We start from the raw sequence: 19,487 nt of genomic DNA, 5'->3' as shown, positions 1-19,487 counted from the left end.
TTCTCGTCAGCATCAGAAGCGCATGTCGGCGCGCAGGGAGATCACGCGGAAGGTCTTGTTGCGCGACCAGCTCTCGGTCAGGTATTGGCGCTGCGTGACGCTGTTGGTGCTGATGCCCTCGGAGCGCGACTCGGCATCGCGTGCCGTCAGGTTGGCCATGGACAGGCGCCAGTTGATGCCGTCTCGCACCGAGCCGCTGCTCCACGACAGGTAGGCATCGAGCTGGCGGCGCGCGGTTTCATCGTTGCGCAGGTACTCCGTCACCTGCTCGCGGACGGCGGGCACGTAGTTGAGGTTGAAACCGCTGCCGAAGTTCTGACCCCAGGCCTTCCAGCGGTGGTCGATGCCAAAGTTCAACGTGCCCCGGGGCTGCTGGTCCAGGCGCGGGCTGTTGCCCGGGATGCCCTCCACCTTGTTCTTGAACAGGGCGAAGTTGAAACGCAGCAGCATCATCTGAAGTTCGGCCGGCGCGTCTTCCCACAGCTCGTCCATGCGGGCTTTGAACTCGAACTCGAACCCCATGCGGCGCGCGTTGCCCAGGTTGCGCGGCCGGCTGACCCAGCGCTGGACGGTGTCCCAGCTCACGGTCTCCAGCATCACATCGTTGCGGAACGTGCCCTTGATGTCGCGCACGAAGGCGCTGCCAGAGATGATGCCGCCGGTCGGCAGCCAGTGCTCCACGCTGAAGTCCACGCCCGTGGCCAGTTCGGGCTTGAGGTCGGGATTGCCGGCGCGGTCGGCATGAGTCTGATAGTTGGGGCCGTCCGGGTAGGTGGCGTTGATGGTCGGCCGGGCGACCAGTTGTTGGAGGTTGGGGGTGCGGTAGCTTCGCGTGAGGCTCAGGCGCACCTGGTCCTTGGGGAAGGCCTCGGGCTTCCACAGCAGGTGCAGCAACGGCGACGTGACTTGGGAGACGTTGCGCGCCTCGGGCAGATTGCCGGTGGCTTCGGCGGTGGTCTCGATGCGCTCGTAGCGAAGGCCGGCGTAGAGCGACCACTGCTTGCTCGGGCTCCACTCATCCTGCGTGTAAGCGGCGAAGCGCTCGTTGCGCGAGACCAGCGTGTTGCCGAATCTCACCAGGCCCGGCAACACGGCGCCGTTGACTAGCGTGTCCACCAGCTGCGTGCGCTGGCTGCGCTCCAGCTCCGCGCCGGTGACCCACTGGTGCTCCTGCGCCGTCTTCAGGCTCCAGCGGCCGTTCAGGCTGGTTTGGTCTTCCTCGACCGAGTTGTGGTCCTGCTGCAGGCGCTCCGTGGTGACGCCGCCGATGGTCGTCGTGTCGCGCCGCTCGCTGTTGCGGGTGTTCTTGGACGTGCCGGTGCCCAGGCGCAGGCTGAAGCTCTCGCCCACCTGCGGGCGGTAGTCGGCCGACAGGTTCAGCCGCAGGTTGTGGTTCTTGGCGTCGTTCTCGCCGTGCACGTCTCGAAAGCGCGTGCCTTCGGAGTTGTACTGGCTGCTGCCCTCGTTCTGCGACAGGAAGAACGATGGCGACAGGTTGAAGCTCAGCGTGTCGCTGTACTTCCAGCGCAGCCGGGCATTGCCGTTGAGGCTGGTGTTCTGGTTCTCGCTGGTGCCGATCTGTGTGTTCTGTTCGGTGACCTCACCGGTCTCTGTGTCGGTGATGCGATTGCCCGAGTCGACGTTGTTGAAGAACCGACGCACCGCGCCATTGGTGGAGATGGCGCCGACGAACTCGTCACCATTCGGCCCGCCCCATTTCAGGTTGCGTGTCCAGCTGGCATCCACCTGGGGCTTGTTGCGGTCCCAGCCCACGCCCATGCGCACCTCGTGGTTGGACTTCTGCAGCGGCTCGCGCAGCACGATGTTGATGGTGCCGGCAATGGCCCGCGTGCCGGTGGCGGCGGTGGGCGCGCGGTAGATCTCGATGCGCTCGATCTGGTCGGGCGGCAGGTCTTCCACCGCGAAGCCCGGCGGCGGGCGCTCCTCGTCGATGAGGATCTGCGTTGCGCCGCCGCCCATGCCGCGCATGCGGATGTCGCCGCCACGGCCCGGGCGGCCGCCGCCGAGCGTCACGCCCGGCAGGCGGCGCAGCACGTCACCCAGCACGACGTCGCCGTACTTCTCCAGGTCCTCGCGCTCGATGACGATCTTGCTGGCCGTGCTGTTGCGCCGCCGGCTGTTGGCCGTCGGGCCGCTGCTGACCTCCACGCGGTCCAGCTTGTTGCCGGTTTTGTCGGTCGCAGGCGCGGCGGCGGCCGGCGCCGGTGCGTCCGCAGACTTCGGCGGCGTGGCGGGTGTTGTAGGGGCTGGAGAGGCCGGCGTCTGCGCTGCACTGAGAGTCCAGGCGCACAGCGGGGCCAGCGCAAGGAGGAGGCGGCTCATGGCCGCGCATTCTGCTGACTCCTGTTACGAAAACCCATGTAAAGCAAGCATTTACATGATCAGAACCGCCAGCCGACGCCGGCGCCGATCAGGGTCGGATTGACCTTGAACTTGCCAGCCTCGGCGCCGCGGGAATAGACCGTTGTGCCCAGCTGCACCTTCTTGACGTCGAGGTTCAGGAACAGCCCCTTGGCGATCTGGAAGTCCACGCCCGCCTGCAGCGCACCGCCCCAGCTGCTGTGCTTGATGCCTGGCTGCAGGGCGGTCTGCACGGCGGGTGCGAAGTGCACCGACGAGAAGTTCGTGTAGTTCACGCCGCCGCCCACGTAGGGACGCACGGTGCCGGTGGGGTTGAAGTGGTACTGCAGCGTCAGCGTGGGCGGCAGGTGCTTCAGCGAGCCGATCTCGACGCCGCCGGCGGTCAGCGTCTGCTTCTGCGGATAGGTCAGGATCAGCTCGGCCGCGAGGTGCGGCGTGATGAAGTAGCTGATGTCCAGCTCGGGGAAGGTCTTGTTGTCGATGGCCAGGCCCAGGCCGGTGCTGTCCTTGTTGGCCGAATCGAGGTGCAGCGCGCGTACGCGCACCAGCCAGGGGCCGTCCGCATCGGCGAGTGCCGGGGTCAGCGCGAAGGCGCAGGCGAGGGCAAGGGCGGCGGGGATGAACTTCATGCAATGGCTCCGAAAGAGGGACGGGGTCCCGATGGCGCCATTGCATGCCGGCGCGTGCCGGCGGCCTTTGAGGCAGGACAAGGCCGCAGCGTGCGGCCGAGGGCTTCAGCGCGCCCGCTTGCGCTGGATCAAGCCTTGGCCCCGAGGCCCAGCCGCTTGCAGATCTCCAGCGTCAGCGGGCTCTGGTTCAGCGTGTAGAAGTGGATGCCCGGTGCGCCACCCGCGACGAGGCGCTCGCAAAGCCGCGTCACCACGTCCAGCCCGAACGCGCGGATGCTGGCCGCGTCGTCCATGAAGCCTTCCATCTTCATCTGCACCCAGCGCGGGATCTCGATGCCGTCGCGCTGCGCGAACTGCGCGATGCGACCGTAGTTGTGGAAGGGCATGATGCCCGGCACGATGGGCTGGGTGACGCCGAGCTTGCGGGCCTCGTCAACGAAGTGGAAGTACGCGTCGGCGTTGAAGAAGAACTGCGTGATCGCGCCGTCGGCACCCGCGCGCATCTTGTCGGCGAAGTGCTGCAGGTCGCGTGCCGCGTAGCGCTGCTGCGGGTGGGTCTCGGGATAGGCGGCCACCTCGATGTGCCATGCCTTGCCCTGGCCGTCTCTTTCAAATTGCCGGATGAAGCTCACCAGCTCCGACGCGTAGCGGAACTCGCCCGCCGTGGCGGTGCCGCTGGGCAGATCGCCGCGCAGCGCGACGACGCGGCGGATGCCGCGCTCGCGGTAGGTGGCCAGGATCTCGGCAATGTTCTCCCGCGTGGAACCCACGCAGGAGAGATGCGGCGCGGCATCGAAGCCGGCGCCAGCGATGTCCATCACGGCCGACAGCGTCTTGTCACGCGTGGAGCCGCCGGCGCCGTAGGTGACGCTGAAGTACTGGGGCTTCAGCGCCCCCAGTTCCTGCACGACGGTCTTGAGCTTCTCGACGCCGACCGGCGTGTTGGGGGGGAAAAATTCGAAACTGACAGGGGTGCTCATCGGGAGGCCCACAAGAAAAATTCGCGGTTGCCATCACCACCGGTGATGGGGCTGTCGAAGTAGTCCAGCACCTTGAGGCCGAGGGCCGTGCAGGCCAGGCGCACGCGGGCTTCCAGTCGCGGGTAGTCGGCCTCGTCCTTGACGAGCCCGCCCTTGCCCAGGGCTTGTGGCCCCAGTTCGAACTGCGGCTTGATGAGCACGAGCAGGTGGCCGTGCACTTCCAGCCAGGGCAGCAACTCCGGGAGGCTGCCCACCATGGAAATGAAACTCAGGTCGCCCACGATGACGGTGAAGCCACCGGTGGGCGTGTGCGGCCGCAGCGTGCCGTCTAGCTCACGCACGTGCAGGCCTTCCAGCGCCGTCACGCGCGCATCGGCCTGCAGCCGCGCATGCAGCTGGCCGTGGCCCACGTCCACGCCCACGACGCGCCTCGCGCCATGCGCCAGCAGGCAGTCGGTGAAGCCACCGGTGCTCTGGCCCACATCCAGCACCGTGTGGCCGGCCACGTCCAGACCGGTGCGTGCCAGCGCGCCTTCCAGCTTGAGCCCGCCGCGCGACACGTAGCGCAGCTCCGCGTCGTCGGTGACGCGCAGCTGCGCCGTCTCGGGCAGGTCCTCGCCGGCTTTCTTCAGCACAGCCCAGCCGGTGGGCGAGGCCCATTCGGCCGCGCCGTGGCTGATGAGCCGCTGCGCGACCGAGCGCGTGGGCGCCAGGCCTTGGGCAACGAGGAGCTGGTCAGCGCGCATCGAGGGATCAATAGCGATAGGTGTCCGCCTTGAACGGACCTTGCTGGCTCACGCCAATGTAGGCCGCCTGCTCCTCGGTCAGTTGGGACAGCTGCGCGTTCAGCGTCGTCAGCTGCAGCAGCGCGACCTTCTCGTCCAGGTGCTTGGGCAGCACGTAGACCTTGCCGGCTTCGTAGCGGTCCTTGTGGGCGAACAGCTCGATCTGCGCGATGGTCTGGTTGGCGAACGACGAGCTCATCACATAGCTCGGGTGGCCCGTGCCGCAGCCCAGGTTCACCAGGCGGCCCTTGGCCAGCAGGATGATCTTCTTGCCGTCGGGGAAGGTCACATGGTCGACCTGCGGCTTGATCTCGTCCCAGCCGCAGTTCTCGATGGACGCGACGTCGATCTCGTTGTCGAAGTGGCCGATGTTGCAGACGATGGCGTTGTTCTTCATCGCCTCCATGTGCTCGCGACGGATGACGTTCTTGTTGCCGGTGGCGGTGACAAAGATGTCGGCCTTGTCGGCGGCGTATTCCATCGTCACGACGCGGTAGCCTTCCATCGCGGCCTGCAGCGCGCAAATGGGGTCGATCTCGGTAACCCAGACCTGGGCCGACAGCGCACGCATCGCCTGCGCCGAGCCCTTGCCCACGTCGCCGTAGCCGGCCACGACGGCGATCTTGCCGGCCACCATCACGTCGGTGGCGCGCTTGATGGCGTCCACCAGGCTCTCGCGGCAGCCGTAGAGGTTGTCGAACTTGCTCTTGGTGACCGAGTCGTTGACGTTGATCGCACGGAACTGCAGCGCGCCCTTGGCGGCCATCTCGTTCAGGCGCAGCACGCCGGTGGTGGTTTCCTCGGTCACGCCGATGATCTCGGCGGCCTTGCGGGTGTACCAGGTGCCGTCTTGCGCCACCTTTTTCTTGATGGCGGCGAACAGGATGCGCTCTTCCTCACTGCCCGGGTTGGCCAGCACGGACAGGTCCTTCTCGGCCTTCTGGCCCAGGTGCATCAGCAGCGTCGCATCGCCGCCGTCGTCCAGGATCATGTTGGGGCCTTCGCCCGCCGCGCCCTTGTCCCCGAATTCGAAGATGCGGTGCGTGTAGTCCCAGTAGTCTTCCAGCGTCTCGCCCTTGTAGGCGAACACGGGTGTGCCCACCGCGGCCAGCGCGGCGGCGGCGTGGTCCTGCGTCGAGAAGATGTTGCACGAGGCCCAGCGCACTTCGGCGCCCAGCGCCTGCAGCGTCTCGACCAGCACGGCGGTCTGGATGGTCATGTGCAGCGAGCCGGTCACGCGCGCGCCCTTCAACGGCTGCGACGCGGCGTATTCCTTGCGGATGGCCATCAGCGCCGGCATCTCGTGCTCGGCGATCTTGATTTCCTTGCGGCCCCAGTCGGCCAGCGACAGGTCCTTGACGATGTGTTTGACGGCGGCGGTCATGCAGGCTCCTTCAATCAAATGAAGCCGCTGGACGCACGCAAGGAGAGATCGGATCTCACCCAGGCACGGTCGGCCAGCGGGTGAGCGCAGTTGCAATGGAGGGTTCCGAGCCTGGCCTCAAGGGTAGAGGTTGCAACGCTCCTCGGAAGGCCCGCATTCTAGCGGCCTGCCCGTGGTGGTGAGCGCCCGTGGCGGGGCGGCTTCGATGACAAATACCGCTTCGCCGGTTGGTGCGCCATGGCGCCTGCGCCGCTTGGGCCGTCCGCAGTCAACGCCTGGCGCCGAGGAAATCGGCCAGGCGCTGGATCTCGTCCTCCAGCGCCGCCTGGTAGCCGGCCTCGCGCGGCGCGCGGTCCGCGGCATAGCCGCAGTCAACGTGCAGCGCGCCGCCTTTCACGCTGGCATTGGCCCAGCCGATGACCTGGTCGCGCCACAGCAGCGGCAGCGCATAGTGGCCGCGCACGCGTTTGGCCGCCGGCGTGTAGGCCTCGAACCGGTAGGCCCAGCCCCACAGCTGCTCGAAGCGGCGCCGGTCCCAGACCACCGGGTCGAAGGGGGCCAGCAGCCGCACCTGCGCCGGGATGCGCCAGCCGCGCGCTGGGTCTTCGCCGGCCGGCCAGTACCAGTCCATGCCGTCCACGCGCGCATGGGGCAGCCGGGCCTTGGCGCGCGCGAAGGTCGTGCGGCGCAGATCTTGCCATTGCCGCGCGCCGCTGGCCAACATACTGATCAGCGTGGACAGGCTGCCCGCCGGCAACGGTGCGTACTTCTGCACCAGCGCATCGGCCATTGCGTCCATCGCGGCCTGCGGGTCGGGGTGGGCCTGTTGCCCCAAGGACGGGGCCGCCAGGCGGTAGATGCGTGTGCCGCTGTCGCGCCGCACCACGTCCAGCCGGCCGCGGTAGTGCAGGCCGTCCAGCAGCTCGGTGGACAGCCGGCTGTTGCCGCCGAACCAGTTCTTCACCGGCCCATGACCGAGTGCCGCATCGACCGCGGCCGGGTGCGCCTCGCCCAGGCGCCCTACCTCCGCGAGCACCGCGTTGGCGAGCTGCCAGCGCGGCTCGTCCCACACCCGGTGTGCCGTGCGCGGATGCATCAGCGCGCGCAGCGCGGGCGTCACGAAGCCATAGTTGATGAAGAAGTCTTCCTGCAGGTCCAGCCGCGGGTAGCGGCGTTCCAGGTCGCCGGCCTGGTAGCCCTTCACGCGATGGCGCAGCGTCAGATCCTGGGCGCGGGCCGGGGCGCGCAGCGGGTCGGCCTGCACGAAGCCGCCCAGCCGCTCGACGGCGGCCATCAGCGTGGTGGGAGCGAACAGGCTGCGCGCGACCGCGTGGCGGCGCAGGGTGTCGAGATCGGGCGGCTTGGGCATGTGCGGTACTGGCGCGGGTAAGTGGGGCGCCAGAGGCGCGCCGCGACACCGCAGGCCCCGAGTGGCGCCGCTCAGGCTAGCAGGGCGCCGGGGCAAGGGGCGCCCGCCGGGGCGGCACTAGAATTCGCGGTTGCTCTGGACGGTCGCGGCCGTCCCTGCCTGTTCACCTGAGGAATCCATCGTGTTCATCTCCAACGCCTACGCCCAAGCCGCTCCGGCCGCTGCCAGTCCCGAGTCCGGTCTCCTCGGCATGCTGCCGCTGGTGCTGATGTTCGTCGTGCTCTATTTCGTCATGATCCGGCCGCAGATGAAGCGCCAGAAGGAGCACAAGGCGATGATCGAGGCCGTTGCCAAGGGTGACGAGGTCGTCACCGCCGGCGGCGTGGTCGGCAAGGTCAGCAAGCTGGGCGACAACTTCATCCACCTTGAAGTGGCCACGGGCGTGGAGCTGCAGATCCAGCGCAGCGCCATCTCTCAGGTGTTGCCCAAGGGCAGCTTGAAGTAAGCCGACAGGGCGCCATATTCCGGTGCCACCGCGGCGCTGACAAGAAAGTCTCCTCATGAACCGCTATCCGCTCTGGAAGTACGCGATCCTGCTTGTCGCGCTGCTGATTGGCACGCTCTACACGCTTCCCAACCTGTTCGGCGAGGCGCCGGCGGTGCAGGTCTCCAGCGCCAAGGTCACCGTCAAGGTGGACACGGCGCTGCAGGCACGCATCGAGGCCGCACTGAAGGAAGCCGGTGTCCAGGCGGATTACGTGCAGTTCGACGGCAGCTCCGTCAAGGCGCGGTTCGCCGATCCCGACACGCAGCTGGCCGCCAAGGACGTGATCAGCAAGGCGTTGAATCCGGATCCCAAGGACCCGGCCTACATCGTCGCGCTGAACCTGCTGTCGCGTTCGCCCCAGTGGCTGACCGCGCTGCACGCCAACCCGATGTACCTGGGCCTGGACCTGCGCGGCGGCGTGCACTTCCTGATGCAGGTCGACATGAAGGCGGCGCTGACCAAGAAGTCCGAGGCGCTGATCGGCGACGTGCGCACCATGCTGCGCGAGAAGAACATCCGCCACGCCGGCATCTCGCGCGACGGCAACACCGTGCTGGTGGCCTTCCGCGACGCCGAGCAGCGCCAGGCCGCCGTGACTGTGCTGAAGACGCAGCTGCCCGAGGTCACCTGGACGCCGCAGGGCGAGGGCAGCGATCTGCGCATCGCCGGCAGCCTGTCGCAGCAGGCGCAGGTGGCCACGCAGGAAGCCGCGCTGAAGCAGAACATCACGACGCTGCACAACCGCGTCAACGAGCTCGGCACCACCGAGCCGGTGATCCAGCAATCAGGCCTGGACCGCATCGTCGTGCAACTGCCCGGCGTGCAGGACACCGCCCGCGCCAAGGACATCATCGGCCGCACCGCCACGCTGGAACTGCGCATGGTGGACGACAGCGCCGAAGCCCAGGCCGCACTGAGCGGCAACGGCCCCGTGCCGTTCGGCACCGAGCGCTTCATCGACCGCGGCTTCGGTCCCATCATCGTCAAGCGCCAGGTCGTGCTGACCGGTGACAACCTCACCGATGCGCAGTCCGGCTTCGACGACAAGCAGCAGCCCGCCGTGCACCTGACGGTGGACGCGAAGGGCGCCCGCATCATGAAGGAGGTCTCGCGCGAGAACGTCGGCAAGCGCATGGCCATCCTGATCTTCGAGAAGGGCAAGGGCGAGGTCGTCACGGCCCCGAACATCAACAGCGAGCTGGGTAGCCGTTTCCAGATCTCGGGTGCGATGACCACGCAGGAAGCCGCCGACACCGCGCTGCTCCTGCGCGCCGGCTCGCTGGCCGCGCCGATGGAGATCATCGAGGAGCGCACCATCGGCCCGAGCCTGGGCAAGGAGAACATCGAGAAGGGCATTGCCAGCGTGACCTGGGGCTTCGTCGCCGTGGCCGTGTTCATGTGCTGCTACTACCTGCTGTTCGGCGTGTTCTCGTCACTGGCGCTGGGGTTCAACCTGCTGCTGCTGATGGCCGTGCTGTCCATGATGCAGGCCACGCTGAGCCTGCCGGGCATTGCGGCCATGGCGCTCGCGCTGGGCATGGCGATCGACTCCAATGTGCTGATCAACGAGCGCGTGCGTGAGGAGCTGCGCAACGGCGCCGCGCCGCAGCAGGCCATCCACCTGGGCTACAAGCACGCTTGGGACACCATCCTGGACTCCAACGTAACGACGCTGATCGCCGGCCTCGCGCTGCTGATCTTCGGCTCCGGCCCGATCAAGGGCTTCGCGGTCGTGCACTGCCTGGGCATCCTGACGTCCATGTTCTCGTCCGTCGTGTTCTCCCGCGGCCTCGTGAACCTCTGGTACGGCCGCCAGAAGAAGCTCAAGAGCATCTCCATCGGCCAGGTATGGAGGCCGCAGGCCGACGCCCCGGCCGCCGAGGCCCCGACCGAAGACGCTGCCGCCAAGGCCTGAGAAAGCAACACGATGGAACTCTTCCGCATCAAACGGGACATCCCGTTCATGAAGCACGCGTTGATCCTCAACGTAATCAGCTTCGTTACCTTCGCCGCCGCCGTGTACTTCCTGGTCACGCGCCAGCTGCATTTTTCCATCGAGTTCACCGGCGGCACCGTCATCGAGGTGGCTTACCCCCAGGCGGCGGAGATCGACAAGACCCGCCTCACCATCGAGAAGATGGGTTACGGCGAGGTGCAGGTGCAGAACTTCGGCTCGTCGCGCGACGTGATGATCCGCCTGCCAGTGCGCCCCGGCGAGAAGCAGACCGAGGTGGTCGGCAAGGTGTTCAACGAGCTGTGCAGGGTCGAAGCCGGCACTGTCACCGAGCACCAGGAGATCACCGCGCAGGGCGAGCAGGTCAGCAAGCAGATCTGCAAGAAGGCCGATGGTGCCGAGCCGATCAAGCTGTCGCGCTCCGAGGTCGTCGGCCCCGCGGTCGGCGCCGAGCTGGCGCTGGACGCCGCCAAGGCGCTGGGCATGACCATCGTGGGCATCATGATCTACCTGGCCATCCGCTTCGAATGGAAGTTCGCGGTCGCCGGCATCATCGCCAACCTGCACGACGTGGTCATCATCCTGGGCTTCTTCGCCTTCTTCCAGTGGGAGTTCTCGCTGGCGGTGCTGGCGGCCATCCTGGCGGTGCTGGGCTACTCGGTGAACGAGTCCGTGGTCATCTTCGACCGGGTGCGCGAGGCCTTCCGCAAGTTCCGCAAGCTGAACACGCACGAGGTCATCGACCACGCCATCACGTCCACGATCAGCCGCACCATCATCACGCACGGCTCCACGCAGCTGGTGGTGCTGTCCATGCTGCTGTTCGGCGGCCCGACCTTGCATTACTTCGCCGTCGCGCTGACCATCGGCATCCTGTTCGGCATCTACTCGTCCGTTTTCGTGGCCGCTGCCATCGCGATGTGGCTGGGCGTGAAGCGCGAGGATCTGATCAAGAATTCGGCGACAAATCGGGACGACCCCAACGACCCGAATGCCGGGGCCGTCGTGTAGAGTGATTGCCAACCGCCATTCACGCCGCGCAGATCTGACGTTCCCATGACCGCCGCTCGCAACCAGGCCCTGGCCACCCAGGCACGGCGTGTCTACCTGGAAGCCCTGGTGCGGGGCATGACGCCGCTGTTGGCGGCTGTCGGCCAGGGCGCCCACAACCTGCTGTCCCAGGCGGCCTCGCATGCCGTCGTGCAGGCGCGTCGCGATGCGGTGCAGGCCTGGCAGAAGCTGGGCCCCAACTGGCAGATGGCCGTCGTCGGCGCGCTGCGCCACGCGGCCACGCACGGCGTGTCCGAAGCCGGCCGCGAAACCGACGCGTCCTCGGCCCCGTCGGTCAAGATGAGCCTGGTCGACGACAGTACCATCGAGCGCGAGATCACCAGCTCCCGGCTGGCGCTGGTCATGATGGACCGCGCGACGTGGGAGTTCACCGACCTGCGCACCCGCATGCAGGCGCTGGAGGCGCACGACGACCTGGAGCCGCTGGACCTGCTGCGCGCCCACGTGGTGGCGCGCATCGCGCTGGACGCGTGGACCCGCGTGGGCCTGGACGCGCAGGTCTGGCAGCTGCTGCACCACGAGCTGCACGAGGAGTTCGCGCAACTGGTCAGCGAGGCCTATCACGAGACCAACCGCTGGCTGATCGCCCAGAAGGTGCTGCCGGAGGTCGACCTGCGGCCCTTCATCCGCCGCACGGCGCAGGCCGCTTCCGCGGCGACCACGGCTGCCACTGCACAGCCGGCCCTGCCTGCCGCCGCCGGGCCGGTGTCGGCGCCAAGCTCGGGGCTGGCGCCGCTGTCCGAATCGTCGGGCGGCGTCGAGCAGCCGCGCAGCCGCGCCAGTGCGCAGGCCGACGAAGTGATGGCCCAGCTGCAGCGGGTGCTGTCGCGCCACGTGCCCGGTTTCCCAGTCACGAAGAGCCAGGTGCCCGCGCGCCCTGGCGCCGGCAGGCCCAGCCTGGCCGCATTGAGTGCTGCCGCCGAGACCGAGCCCGGCGCCGTTTCCGCACCGCGCCCTTCGCTGGCCACGGCGCCGCAGCTCGCCCAGCCGGCATCGCCGGCGTCGCCGCGCCTGGCGGGCGCCATCAAGCACGCGCAGGAGTCACTGCGTCGCCCTTCCGGCAACAGCAGCGCCGCGCATGCGGACACCACGCCGCAAAGCGCACCGCGCCAGCTGGAGGAGATCGGCGCGCGCAACCAGGCCTTCAAACAGGTCCTGAAGCAGGCTGCCAACACGCCGGCCGAGCGTGCCACCATCGAGATCGTGGCGATGATGTTCCAGAGCATCCTGACCGAGGAGCGCATCCCGGCCACGGTTCGGGTCTGGTTCGCGCGGCTGCAGATGCCAGTGCTGCGCGTGGCGGTCAGCGAGCCTGACTTCTTCGCCGCCGCCGACCACCCCGCACGCCGCCTCATCGACCGCATGGGCGCCTGCGTGATGGGCTTCAACGCGGCCCAGGCCAGCGGCCCGGCCGCCGAGCGGGCCAGCAACGACGCACTGGAGCGCGAGATCAAGCGCGTGGTGCAGGTCGTCGAGGCCTATCCCGACACCGGCCGGCGCGTATTCACGACTGTGCTGACCGAGTTCGAGAAGTTCCTCGACAACTACTTCGAGAACGAGAACCAGGCGTCCAAGCGCGGTGTGTCGCTGGCCCAGCAGGTCGAGCAGCGCGAGACGCTGGCCATCCAGTACACCATCGAGCTGCGCAAGATGCTGTCCGAGGTGCCGGTGCAGGACGGCGTGCGCGACTTCCTGTTCCACGTCTGGGCTGACGTGCTGGCCGTCACCGCCGTGCGCTCGGGCGCGCAGGCCGACATCACCAAGTCGATGAAGCGTGCGGCGGCCGACCTGATCTGGAGCGCCAGCGCCAAGTCATCTCGCGAGGACCGGGCCGACGTCATCCGCCGGCTGCCGCCGCTGTTAAAGACGCTGCGTGACGGCATGAGCCACGCCGGTCTGGCCATCGAGAAGCAGGACGAGCATGTGCGCCAGCTCAACAACGCGTTGGCCGCGGCCTTCACGGCCAAGACGGCGGCCATCCCGCGCGAGCGTCTGGACGAGCTGATGGACCAACTGGAGACGCTGGAGGCCATGCTGCCCGAAGACGTCGAAGGCGACAGCCATGTCGACGAGATGCTGGTGCGCGACCTGTCCGGCCACGAATCCGACGGCATGGAGGTGGTGGCCGAAGGCGGTTCCGCGCCCACGCCGGCGATGGTCGCCTGGGCGCGTGAGCTGCAGGTGGGCGGCTGGTTCATGCTGGACTACCGCGGCCGCAACGAGCAGGTGCAGTTGGCCTGGCGCGGCCTGCGCAAGCAGCTGGCGCTTTTCGTCACGCCCAAGGGCCGCGGCGTGCTGTTCTCGTTGAACCGCATGGCCGCGTTCCTGCAGGCCGGCCTGCTGCTGCCGGCGCAGGACGAGTCGCTGACCGTGCAGGCCACTCGCAAGGCGCTGGCCAAGCTGGACGCCGATCCCGAGCAGCTGCTCAAGTAAGTATTGGTCGGTCTGGGCCGACGCTGATTGGCTCAGGGAATTGAAAACGGCGCGTGAGGCGCCGTTTGCTATCCGGGGAGGCAATCTCAGTGGATCAGCCGCTCTTCCGGTGCGACGAACAGCTCGTCCAGGATCAGCGCGTCGGGCTCCTCGCCCAGGCTCCAGAACACCATCAGCACGATGATCTTCAGGTCTTCCAGGTCCATGCCGTTGCCGCCGATGGCCATCGCGCGGTCGATGACCATCTCGCGCATCGGGCCCGGCAGCACGCCAGCGGATTCGAGGAAGCTGACGAAGCCGATGGACGCCTCGCCCAGGTGGTCGACCTCGGCGGGCGAGTAGACGCGCAGCGCATGCGCACTCTGCTCGCCGTGGTACGCCTCGCCTGCGCTGGCCAGGCCGTCCAGCCAGCTGAGGGCCTCCTGGATCTCGTCATTCTCGAAGCCCACCGCCGTCAGCTTGCGCGTCAGCTGCGCATGGTCGGGACAGGCGTCCGGCCGCCAGTAGGTCTCGTAGAGGTAGACGAGGACATCGAACATCGTGGCGGGATGATAGCCCAGGGCCCCGCGGCGCCTGGACGCGAATAAGCCCTCGGATCCGCCGCGGATATCCGGCGTTAACCCGTCAACCCTGTCGGCGGCGCTGGAACAGCTGACCCGCCAGACGGGCAACGTGGCCTTCCAGTTCCAGCTCCAGCAGCGCCGCGCTCAGCTCGGGGGCGGGCCAGCCGCAGCGGGCCATCAGTGCGTCCAGGCTGACCGGATCGAAGCCCATAGCGTCCAGCAGCGCATGCTGTTCGTGCGGTGCCTGGGCGACCTCGGGGGCGGCCGGAGCCACCTGGCCCGACAGCTCCTCCCGCACATCCTCTGCCGATTCCACCAGCTTGGCGCCCTGCCGGATCAGCGCATGGCAGCCGCGCGACTGCGGCGAGTGGATGGAACCGGGGATGGCGAACACCTCGCGGCCGGCCTCGGCGGCCAGGCGGGCCGTGATCAGCGAGCCTGACTGCACCGCCGCCTCGACCACCAGGCAGCCCTGGCTGAGCCCGGCAATGATGCGGTTGCGCTTTGGAAAGTTGGCCTGCAGCACGGGCATGCCCAGCGCGTACTCGCTGAGCATCAGCCCGCCGCCGTCCAGCAGCCGCGCGGCCAGGCCGGCGTTGCGGCGCGGGTAGACCTGATCCAGCCCGGTGCCGACAACGGCGATCGTGGCGCCGCCGGCGTCCAGCGCGCCTTCATGGGCGGCGGCGTCCACGCCCAGGGCCAGCCCGGAGACGATGGTGTAGCCATCGCGTGCCAGCGCGCGGGAGAAGGCGCGGGCGTTGTAGGCGCCCTGGGCGGTCGGATCGCGACTGCCCACGATGGCCAGCGACGGCGTCGCCAGCAGTTCGCGCCGGCCTTGCAGCCACAGCAGCAGGGGCGGATCGGCGGTGGCCAGCAGTTGCGGCGGGTAGTCGGGGTCGCCCAGCGTCAGCAGCGCGTGGCCGGGCTGCTGCACCCAGGCGCCGGCGTTGGCGATCAGCTCGGCCAGGTGTTCGGGCGGGCGGCTGAAGGCGTCCCGCTGCTTGGGCGGCAGCGTTTGGTCGAGCGCAGCGGCCGGCAGCTCGAACACCGCCTCGGCACTGCCGGCCATGGCCAGCAACCGCCGGGCCGCACCGGGGCCGACGCTCTCCGTCAGCCGCAGCCAGGCGGCCAGCTCGGAAGAGGTCAGCGCGGTGTTCATCAGCGCAGCGGTTGCGTTTGCCGGGCCGGGCGCCGGGTCGCCCCCAAGCCGGCCCGTCTGGCGATGTGCTTGCGGCTCGACGCCGCAAGCATCGCCTTCCCCTCGGGGGACCGACCAGACTCGCTCGCGTTCAGCGATGCGAGGCTAGGCGAGGGGCTCATGGTTGCGTGAACCGGTCCCCAGGCTTGACCGGTTCCTTCACCGAAATGATCAGCGCGTAGGACACGCGTTCGTAGACCTCGAACACGAACAGCACGCCGTGGCGCTCGTCCGGCAGCTTGATGGCCTCGGGACGGGCGGTGGTCTTGTCGGTGACGCGGTCGCCGTCGCGCCACAGCGCAAACACGTGGCCGCGCTCCACGCCGTCGCGCTTGCCGCGGTTCAGCGCCACGATCTGGTTCTGGCCCGCGTTGACGGCCTCGCCGTAGACCGACACGATTTGACCCGCCATGGCCTGGTCGGGTGCGTGCGGCACATAGCGTTCCAGGTTGCGCTGGGGTGCGGGCGCCAGGCGGTCGCCGATGCCCACTTCCTGCTTGACATCCTTGATCATCAGCGTCGCGGGCACGATCTCGGTCTTGCCGTCGGGCGTTTTGCGGTCCGCGGCCGGGCGAATCAGGTCGGCCGTGCCCACGTAAGGCGCCTCGTAGCCAAGGATCTCCTTGGTGGTCGGGTCGCGCAGCGGGCGGGCGTTGCGGAACACGCGGAAGTCCGTCACGCCGCCAAAGTCGCCGCGCGCGTAGGCCAGCTCGCCTTTGCCCAGCATGACATGACCCTCCTGCGCTGCGACGACGCGCGGCGCGGTGGCGAGCTGGTCGGTGTCGAACACGACTGCTTCGGTCAGGAAAGGCTGGATCAGTTGCAGCGAAATCGGGGGGATCGCGTTGCCGCTCAGCGGCGAGACGCGCATCTGCGGGCTCAGCTTGACCGTGTCGCCGGCGCCGCCGCCCACGCGCTGGCCGAACTGCAGCCGAGCGCGGCCATCGGTCTTCACCAGAAACAGCACCTGGCCTGGGTAGATCAGGTGCGGGTTGCGGATCTGGTCGCGGTTCATGCCCCACAGCTCGGGCCAGCGCCACGGGGTCTTCAGGAACAAACCCGAGATGTCCCACAGCGTGTCGCCCGGCTTGACCACGTGCTGGTCGGGGGCGGTCGGTGACAGCTCGCTCAACGGCACGCCCGCTGCGGCGACCTGATCGGCCACGCGCCGTTGGTCGGCCGTGACAGGCAGCGAACTGGTCTGAGCCCAGGCCGACGTCAGCGCAAGGGTCAGGCAGGCCGCAACGATTTGGGCGGGACGGGCAGCGGGCATCGAGGGCAGTCTCCGAGGGAATTGCCGGATCGGCGAAAATCCGAGCGATTCTGCCCGCATTCAACCCGGCCGGCCCGCGCTTGCGAGTGCTTACAAAGCGCGCGCCGTGGCCGCAGCCCCACAAGTCATGGCCCAGCTCAACATCCTCCGCTTCCCCGACCCGCGCCTGCACACCGTCGCCAAGCCGGTGGCCGAGGTGGACGCCCGCATCCGCCAGCTCGTCGACGACATGCTGGAAACCATGTACGCCGCCGACGGCGTGGGGCTTGCCGCCACGCAGGTGGACGTGCACGAGCGTGTGGTCGTCATCGACACCTCGCAGGACCGCGACACGCCGCGCGTGCTGATCAACCCCGAGATCATCAAGACCAGCGAGCGCATGGTGGACGGCGAAGAGGGGTGCCTGTCCGTGCCGACGATCTACGACAAGGTGGTCCGGCATGCCGAAGTCACCGTGCGCGCGACCAACCGCGACGGTGAGCTCTACGAGTTCGACGCCGACGGTCTGCTGGCCGTGTGCGTGCAGCACGAGCTGGACCATCTGCTGGGCAAGGTGTTCGTCGAGTACCTGAGTCCGCTCAAGCGCGACCGCATCAAGACCAAGCTGGTCAAGAAGCAGCGCGAGGACGAGGCGGAAGCCAAGAAGCGCAACCAACGGCTGTGATGCGGGGCGCGTCATGAGAGTTGTTTTCGCCGGCACGCCGGAGTTCGCCGCCGTGGCGCTGGACGCGCTGCTGGCCGCCGGCTTCAGCGTGCCGCTGGTGCTGACCCAGCCCGATCGGCCGGCCGGCCGCGGCATGAAGCTGCAGGCCTCCAGCGTGAAGCAGCGGGCGGTGTCCGCGGGCATCACGGTCGCGCAGCCGCAGGGCCTGAAGCTGGACGGCAAATATGCCGCCGACGCCGCTGCGGCCCGTGACGCGTTGCTGGCCGTGGATGCCGACGTGATGGTGGTCGCCGCCTATGGCCTGATCCTGCCGCAATGGGTGCTCGACACCCCGCGCCGCGGCTGCCTGAACATCCATGCCTCGCTGCTGCCGCGCTGGCGCGGCGCGGCGCCCATCCACCGCGCGATCGAGGCCGGTGACGACCAGACCGGCATCACCATCATGCAGATGGACGCGGGGCTGGACACCGGCGACATGCTGTTGGTGGACCGCGAGCCCATCCGGGCCGACGACACGACGGCCGTGCTGCACGACCGCCTCGCCGTGATGGGCGGGCGGCTCATCGTCGAAGCGCTGCAAGCGGCCTCGCTGACTCGCACGCCGCAGCCGGTCGACGGCGTCACCTATGCCCACAAGATCGAGAAGGCCGAAAGCACCATCGACTGGCGCCAGCCCGCCACCGAGATCGAGCGGCGCCTGCGCGCGTTCGACCCGTTCCCGGGCGGCGTCGCGACGCTGGCGGGCGAGGTGGTCAAGGTCTGGCGCGTCGAGCTGGCCGCAGGGCAGGGCGCGCCGGGCGAGGTCATCGCGCCGGGGCCGGTCGTTGCGTGCGGTGACGGCGCATTGAAGCTGACGGAGCTGCAGCGCGCCGGCGGCAAGCGCGGGCCGGCGGCAGCATTCCTGCAGGCCCGGCCGGTGGCGACAGGCGAGCGTTTCGACGCTTGAAACTCGCCGGCATGGCACCATCTGCCACGTCGTTGTCCATCCACCGGAGTTCGAAGCAATGTTCAACCTCGTGAAGACCGCCGTCCTGATGGCCGCCATCACGGCGCTGTTCATGGCCGTCGGCGCCATGATCGGCGGCCAGACCGGCATGCTGATCGCGCTGGCCGTGGCCGTCGGCATGAACTTCTACAGCTACTGGTTCTCCGACAAGCTGGTGCTGAAGATGTACAACGCCCGCGAGGTCGACGCGAGTTCAGCGCCGCAGTTCTACGGCATGGTGCGTGAGCTGGCGCAGCGTGCCAACCTGCCCATGCCCAAGGTCTACCTGATCGACGAGCAGGCGCCCAACGCGTTCGCCACCGGTCGCAACCCGGAGAACGCCGCCGTCGCGGCCACCACCGGTATCCTGCGCGTGCTGTCCGAGCGCGAGCTGCGCGGCGTGATGGCGCACGAGCTGGCCCACGTAGCGCACCGCGATATCCTGATCAGCACCATCAGCGCGACCATGGCGGGTGCGATCTCCATGCTGGCCAACTTCGCGGCCTTCTTTGGCGGGCGTGACGAGAACGGCCGGCCGACCAACCCGATCGCCGGCATCGCGGTAGCGCTGCTGGCGCCGCTGGCGGCCAGCCTGATCCAGATGGCCATCAGCCGCTCGCGCGAGTTCGAGGCCGACCGCGGTGGCGCCGAGATTTCCGGCGACCCGGCCGCGCTGGCCTCGGCGCTGGACAAGATCCACCGCTATGCGCAGGGCATCCCGCTGAACACCGCCGAGGCTCACCCGGAAACGGCGCAGATGATGATCATGAACCCGCTGTCCGGCGGCGGGCTGCGCGGGCTGTTCTCCACCCACCCGGCGACCGAGGAGCGAGTGGCGCGCCTGATGGCGATGGCGCAGGGCGGCGGCGCGCGTCGTTGATTCAAGTTCCCGTGCCGGCGGCCGATACCTGACGCCATGAAGCGCTTTCCCGCCACCGCCCTGGTCTTGCCCCTGCTGATGGCCTTGTCGGCCTGCGAGCAGCTGGGCATCGACGACCCGGTCAAGGTGGCCGCCGCCAAGGAGGCCGAGGCGCGTGCCATCGGCAGTGCCTGTCGGCACGCGATGCGCGCCATCGAGGACTGCTACGTGCTCAATCCCAAGGCGCAGAAGGCGGCGGTCTACGCCGGCTGGCGCGAGATGGACGAGTACATGCGCGAGAACAAGCTCGAAGGCGTCGCGCCGGTGGTGCCGCGCCCGGGCACCGTGAAGCCGCCACCCGACGAAGAGGTCGAGGAGAAGCCGGCGCGCAAGGCGTCGAGCTGAGCCTGG

At 68.4% G+C, this 19,487-nt stretch carries 17 protein-coding genes and 1 riboswitch; of the genes, 8 read left to right on the top strand and 9 right to left on the bottom strand.

Annotated elements, in window-relative coordinates; genetic code table 11:
* Window positions 1–12: 12 nt before the first annotated feature.
* The 6 genes from ACG02S_RS19280 to ACG02S_RS19255 form a co-directional block, all read right to left on the bottom strand.
* A complete protein-coding gene (locus ACG02S_RS19280) occupies window positions 13–2,343 on the bottom strand; it encodes a TonB-dependent receptor plug domain-containing protein (RefSeq protein WP_394472112.1) in 2,331 nt (776 codons plus the stop codon).
* A gap of 59 nt (window positions 2,344–2,402) precedes the next feature.
* Window positions 2,403–3,011 (bottom strand): OmpW/AlkL family protein, encoded by a 609-nt coding sequence (locus ACG02S_RS19275; protein WP_394472111.1) that lies wholly within the window; start codon window positions 3,009–3,011, stop codon window positions 2,403–2,405.
* A gap of 128 nt (window positions 3,012–3,139) precedes the next feature.
* Window positions 3,140–3,991 (bottom strand): methylenetetrahydrofolate reductase [NAD(P)H], encoded by an 852-nt coding sequence (gene metF / locus ACG02S_RS19270; RefSeq protein ID WP_394472110.1) that lies wholly within the window; start codon window positions 3,989–3,991, stop codon window positions 3,140–3,142.
* On the bottom strand, window positions 3,988–4,737 hold the full coding sequence (locus ACG02S_RS19265; RefSeq protein WP_394472109.1) for a TlyA family RNA methyltransferase: 750 nt from the start codon (window positions 4,735–4,737) through the stop codon (window positions 3,988–3,990). The genes metF and ACG02S_RS19265 overlap by 4 nt, the downstream gene beginning before the upstream one ends.
* Before the next feature lie 7 nt (window positions 4,738–4,744).
* Window positions 4,745–6,160 carry an adenosylhomocysteinase gene (gene ahcY, locus ACG02S_RS19260; protein ID WP_394472108.1) on the bottom strand — a complete coding sequence of 472 codons (1,416 nt, stop codon included), beginning with the start codon at window positions 6,158–6,160 and terminating at the stop codon, window positions 4,745–4,747.
* A gap of 75 nt (window positions 6,161–6,235) precedes the next feature.
* A riboswitch (S-adenosyl-L-homocysteine riboswitch) is annotated at window positions 6,236–6,310 on the bottom strand.
* 118 nt (window positions 6,311–6,428) lie between these two features.
* Window positions 6,429–7,529 carry a DNA glycosylase AlkZ-like family protein gene (locus tag ACG02S_RS19255; protein ID WP_394472107.1) on the bottom strand — a complete coding sequence of 367 codons (1,101 nt, stop codon included), beginning with the start codon at window positions 7,527–7,529 and terminating at the stop codon, window positions 6,429–6,431.
* A gap of 181 nt (window positions 7,530–7,710) precedes the next feature.
* Here ACG02S_RS19255 and yajC point away from each other — a divergent pair, with 181 nt between their 5' ends.
* Genes yajC through ACG02S_RS19235 form a run of 4 tightly spaced genes read left to right on the top strand, consistent with a single transcriptional unit; the run spans window position 7,711 to window position 13,534 of the window.
* Window positions 7,711–8,034, top strand: a complete 324-nt coding sequence (gene yajC, locus ACG02S_RS19250) for a preprotein translocase subunit YajC (protein WP_394472106.1) — start codon at window positions 7,711–7,713, stop codon at window positions 8,032–8,034.
* A gap of 55 nt (window positions 8,035–8,089) precedes the next feature.
* Window positions 8,090–9,991: a protein translocase subunit SecD gene (gene secD, locus ACG02S_RS19245; RefSeq protein ID WP_394472105.1), complete on the top strand. Its 1,902-nt coding sequence runs from the start codon at window positions 8,090–8,092 to the stop codon at window positions 9,989–9,991.
* 12 nt (window positions 9,992–10,003) lie between these two features.
* Complete coding sequence (gene secF / locus ACG02S_RS19240; RefSeq protein WP_394472104.1) at window positions 10,004–11,041, top strand: protein translocase subunit SecF; 1,038 nt, start codon at window positions 10,004–10,006, stop codon at window positions 11,039–11,041.
* Between the two features lie 45 nt (window positions 11,042–11,086).
* Complete coding sequence (locus tag ACG02S_RS19235) at window positions 11,087–13,534, top strand: DUF1631 family protein (protein ID WP_394472103.1); 2,448 nt, start codon at window positions 11,087–11,089, stop codon at window positions 13,532–13,534.
* A gap of 86 nt (window positions 13,535–13,620) precedes the next feature.
* Here ACG02S_RS19235 and ACG02S_RS19230 read toward each other — a convergent pair whose 3' ends face one another.
* The 3 genes from ACG02S_RS19230 to ACG02S_RS19220 form a co-directional block, all read right to left on the bottom strand.
* A complete protein-coding gene (locus ACG02S_RS19230; RefSeq protein WP_394472102.1) occupies window positions 13,621–14,073 on the bottom strand; it encodes a Smg family protein in 453 nt (150 codons plus the stop codon).
* 85 nt (window positions 14,074–14,158) lie between these two features.
* On the bottom strand, window positions 14,159–15,256 hold the full coding sequence (gene dprA, locus ACG02S_RS19225; RefSeq protein ID WP_394472101.1) for a DNA-processing protein DprA: 1,098 nt from the start codon (window positions 15,254–15,256) through the stop codon (window positions 14,159–14,161).
* 157 nt (window positions 15,257–15,413) lie between these two features.
* The gene (locus ACG02S_RS19220; RefSeq protein ID WP_394472100.1) at window positions 15,414–16,568 is read right to left on the bottom strand and encodes a LysM peptidoglycan-binding domain-containing protein; all 1,155 of its coding nucleotides are present in this window, start codon (window positions 16,566–16,568) and stop codon (window positions 15,414–15,416) included.
* A 127-nt stretch (window positions 16,569–16,695) separates the two neighbouring features.
* On the opposite strand from ACG02S_RS19220, the gene def reads away from it, so the two are divergent.
* The 4 genes from def to ACG02S_RS19200 are packed head-to-tail and all read left to right on the top strand — an operon-like array spanning window position 16,696 to window position 19,481.
* On the top strand, window positions 16,696–17,232 hold the full coding sequence (gene def, locus ACG02S_RS19215) for a peptide deformylase (RefSeq protein WP_394472099.1): 537 nt from the start codon (window positions 16,696–16,698) through the stop codon (window positions 17,230–17,232).
* Window positions 17,233–17,245: 13 nt separating this feature from the next.
* Window positions 17,246–18,178: a methionyl-tRNA formyltransferase gene (fmt, locus tag ACG02S_RS19210; protein ID WP_394472098.1), complete on the top strand. Its 933-nt coding sequence runs from the start codon at window positions 17,246–17,248 to the stop codon at window positions 18,176–18,178.
* 58 nt (window positions 18,179–18,236) lie between these two features.
* Complete coding sequence (gene htpX, locus ACG02S_RS19205; protein WP_394472097.1) at window positions 18,237–19,097, top strand: zinc metalloprotease HtpX; 861 nt, start codon at window positions 18,237–18,239, stop codon at window positions 19,095–19,097.
* 36 nt (window positions 19,098–19,133) lie between these two features.
* Window positions 19,134–19,481 (top strand): hypothetical protein, encoded by a 348-nt coding sequence (locus ACG02S_RS19200; protein ID WP_394472096.1) that lies wholly within the window; start codon window positions 19,134–19,136, stop codon window positions 19,479–19,481.
* Window positions 19,482–19,487 lie beyond the last annotated feature (6 nt).

Origin of the sequence: Pelomonas dachongensis (genome assembly GCF_043555865.1) — a bacterium.
GTDB classification, from domain to species: domain Bacteria; phylum Pseudomonadota; class Gammaproteobacteria; order Burkholderiales; family Burkholderiaceae_C; genus Pelomonas; species Pelomonas dachongensis.
Note: the sequence above shows the minus strand (reverse complement) of the source record. Positions and strands in the feature narration are given on the sequence as shown.

What these genes read in the sequence shown, in the direction of transcription:
- secD (WP_394472105.1), top strand. Translation starts at nt 8,090, where the DNA reads ATGAACCGCTATCCGCTCTGGAAGTACGCGATCCTGCTTGTCGCGCTG.
- ACG02S_RS19235 (WP_394472103.1), top strand. Translation starts at nt 11,087, where the DNA reads ATGACCGCCGCTCGCAACCAGGCCCTGGCCACCCAGGCACGGCGTGTC.
- dprA (WP_394472101.1), bottom strand. Translation starts at nt 15,256, where the DNA reads ATGAACACCGCGCTGACCTCTTCCGAGCTGGCCGCCTGGCTGCGGCTG.
- ACG02S_RS19265 (WP_394472109.1), bottom strand. Translation starts at nt 4,737, where the DNA reads ATGCGCGCTGACCAGCTCCTCGTTGCCCAAGGCCTGGCGCCCACGCGC.
- ACG02S_RS19230 (WP_394472102.1), bottom strand. Translation starts at nt 14,073, where the DNA reads ATGTTCGATGTCCTCGTCTACCTCTACGAGACCTACTGGCGGCCGGAC.
- ACG02S_RS19280 (WP_394472112.1), bottom strand. Translation starts at nt 2,343, where the DNA reads ATGAGCCGCCTCCTCCTTGCGCTGGCCCCGCTGTGCGCCTGGACTCTC.
- ACG02S_RS19255 (WP_394472107.1), bottom strand. Translation starts at nt 7,529, where the DNA reads ATGCCCAAGCCGCCCGATCTCGACACCCTGCGCCGCCACGCGGTCGCG.
- ACG02S_RS19275 (WP_394472111.1), bottom strand. Translation starts at nt 3,011, where the DNA reads ATGAAGTTCATCCCCGCCGCCCTTGCCCTCGCCTGCGCCTTCGCGCTG.
- fmt (WP_394472098.1), top strand. Translation starts at nt 17,246, where the DNA reads ATGAGAGTTGTTTTCGCCGGCACGCCGGAGTTCGCCGCCGTGGCGCTG.
- ahcY (WP_394472108.1), bottom strand. Translation starts at nt 6,160, where the DNA reads ATGACCGCCGCCGTCAAACACATCGTCAAGGACCTGTCGCTGGCCGAC.
- secF (WP_394472104.1), top strand. Translation starts at nt 10,004, where the DNA reads ATGGAACTCTTCCGCATCAAACGGGACATCCCGTTCATGAAGCACGCG.
- ACG02S_RS19220 (WP_394472100.1), bottom strand. Translation starts at nt 16,568, where the DNA reads ATGCCCGCTGCCCGTCCCGCCCAAATCGTTGCGGCCTGCCTGACCCTT.
- def (WP_394472099.1), top strand. Translation starts at nt 16,696, where the DNA reads ATGGCCCAGCTCAACATCCTCCGCTTCCCCGACCCGCGCCTGCACACC.
- htpX (WP_394472097.1), top strand. Translation starts at nt 18,237, where the DNA reads ATGTTCAACCTCGTGAAGACCGCCGTCCTGATGGCCGCCATCACGGCG.
- metF (WP_394472110.1), bottom strand. Translation starts at nt 3,991, where the DNA reads ATGAGCACCCCTGTCAGTTTCGAATTTTTCCCCCCCAACACGCCGGTC.
- ACG02S_RS19200 (WP_394472096.1), top strand. Translation starts at nt 19,134, where the DNA reads ATGAAGCGCTTTCCCGCCACCGCCCTGGTCTTGCCCCTGCTGATGGCC.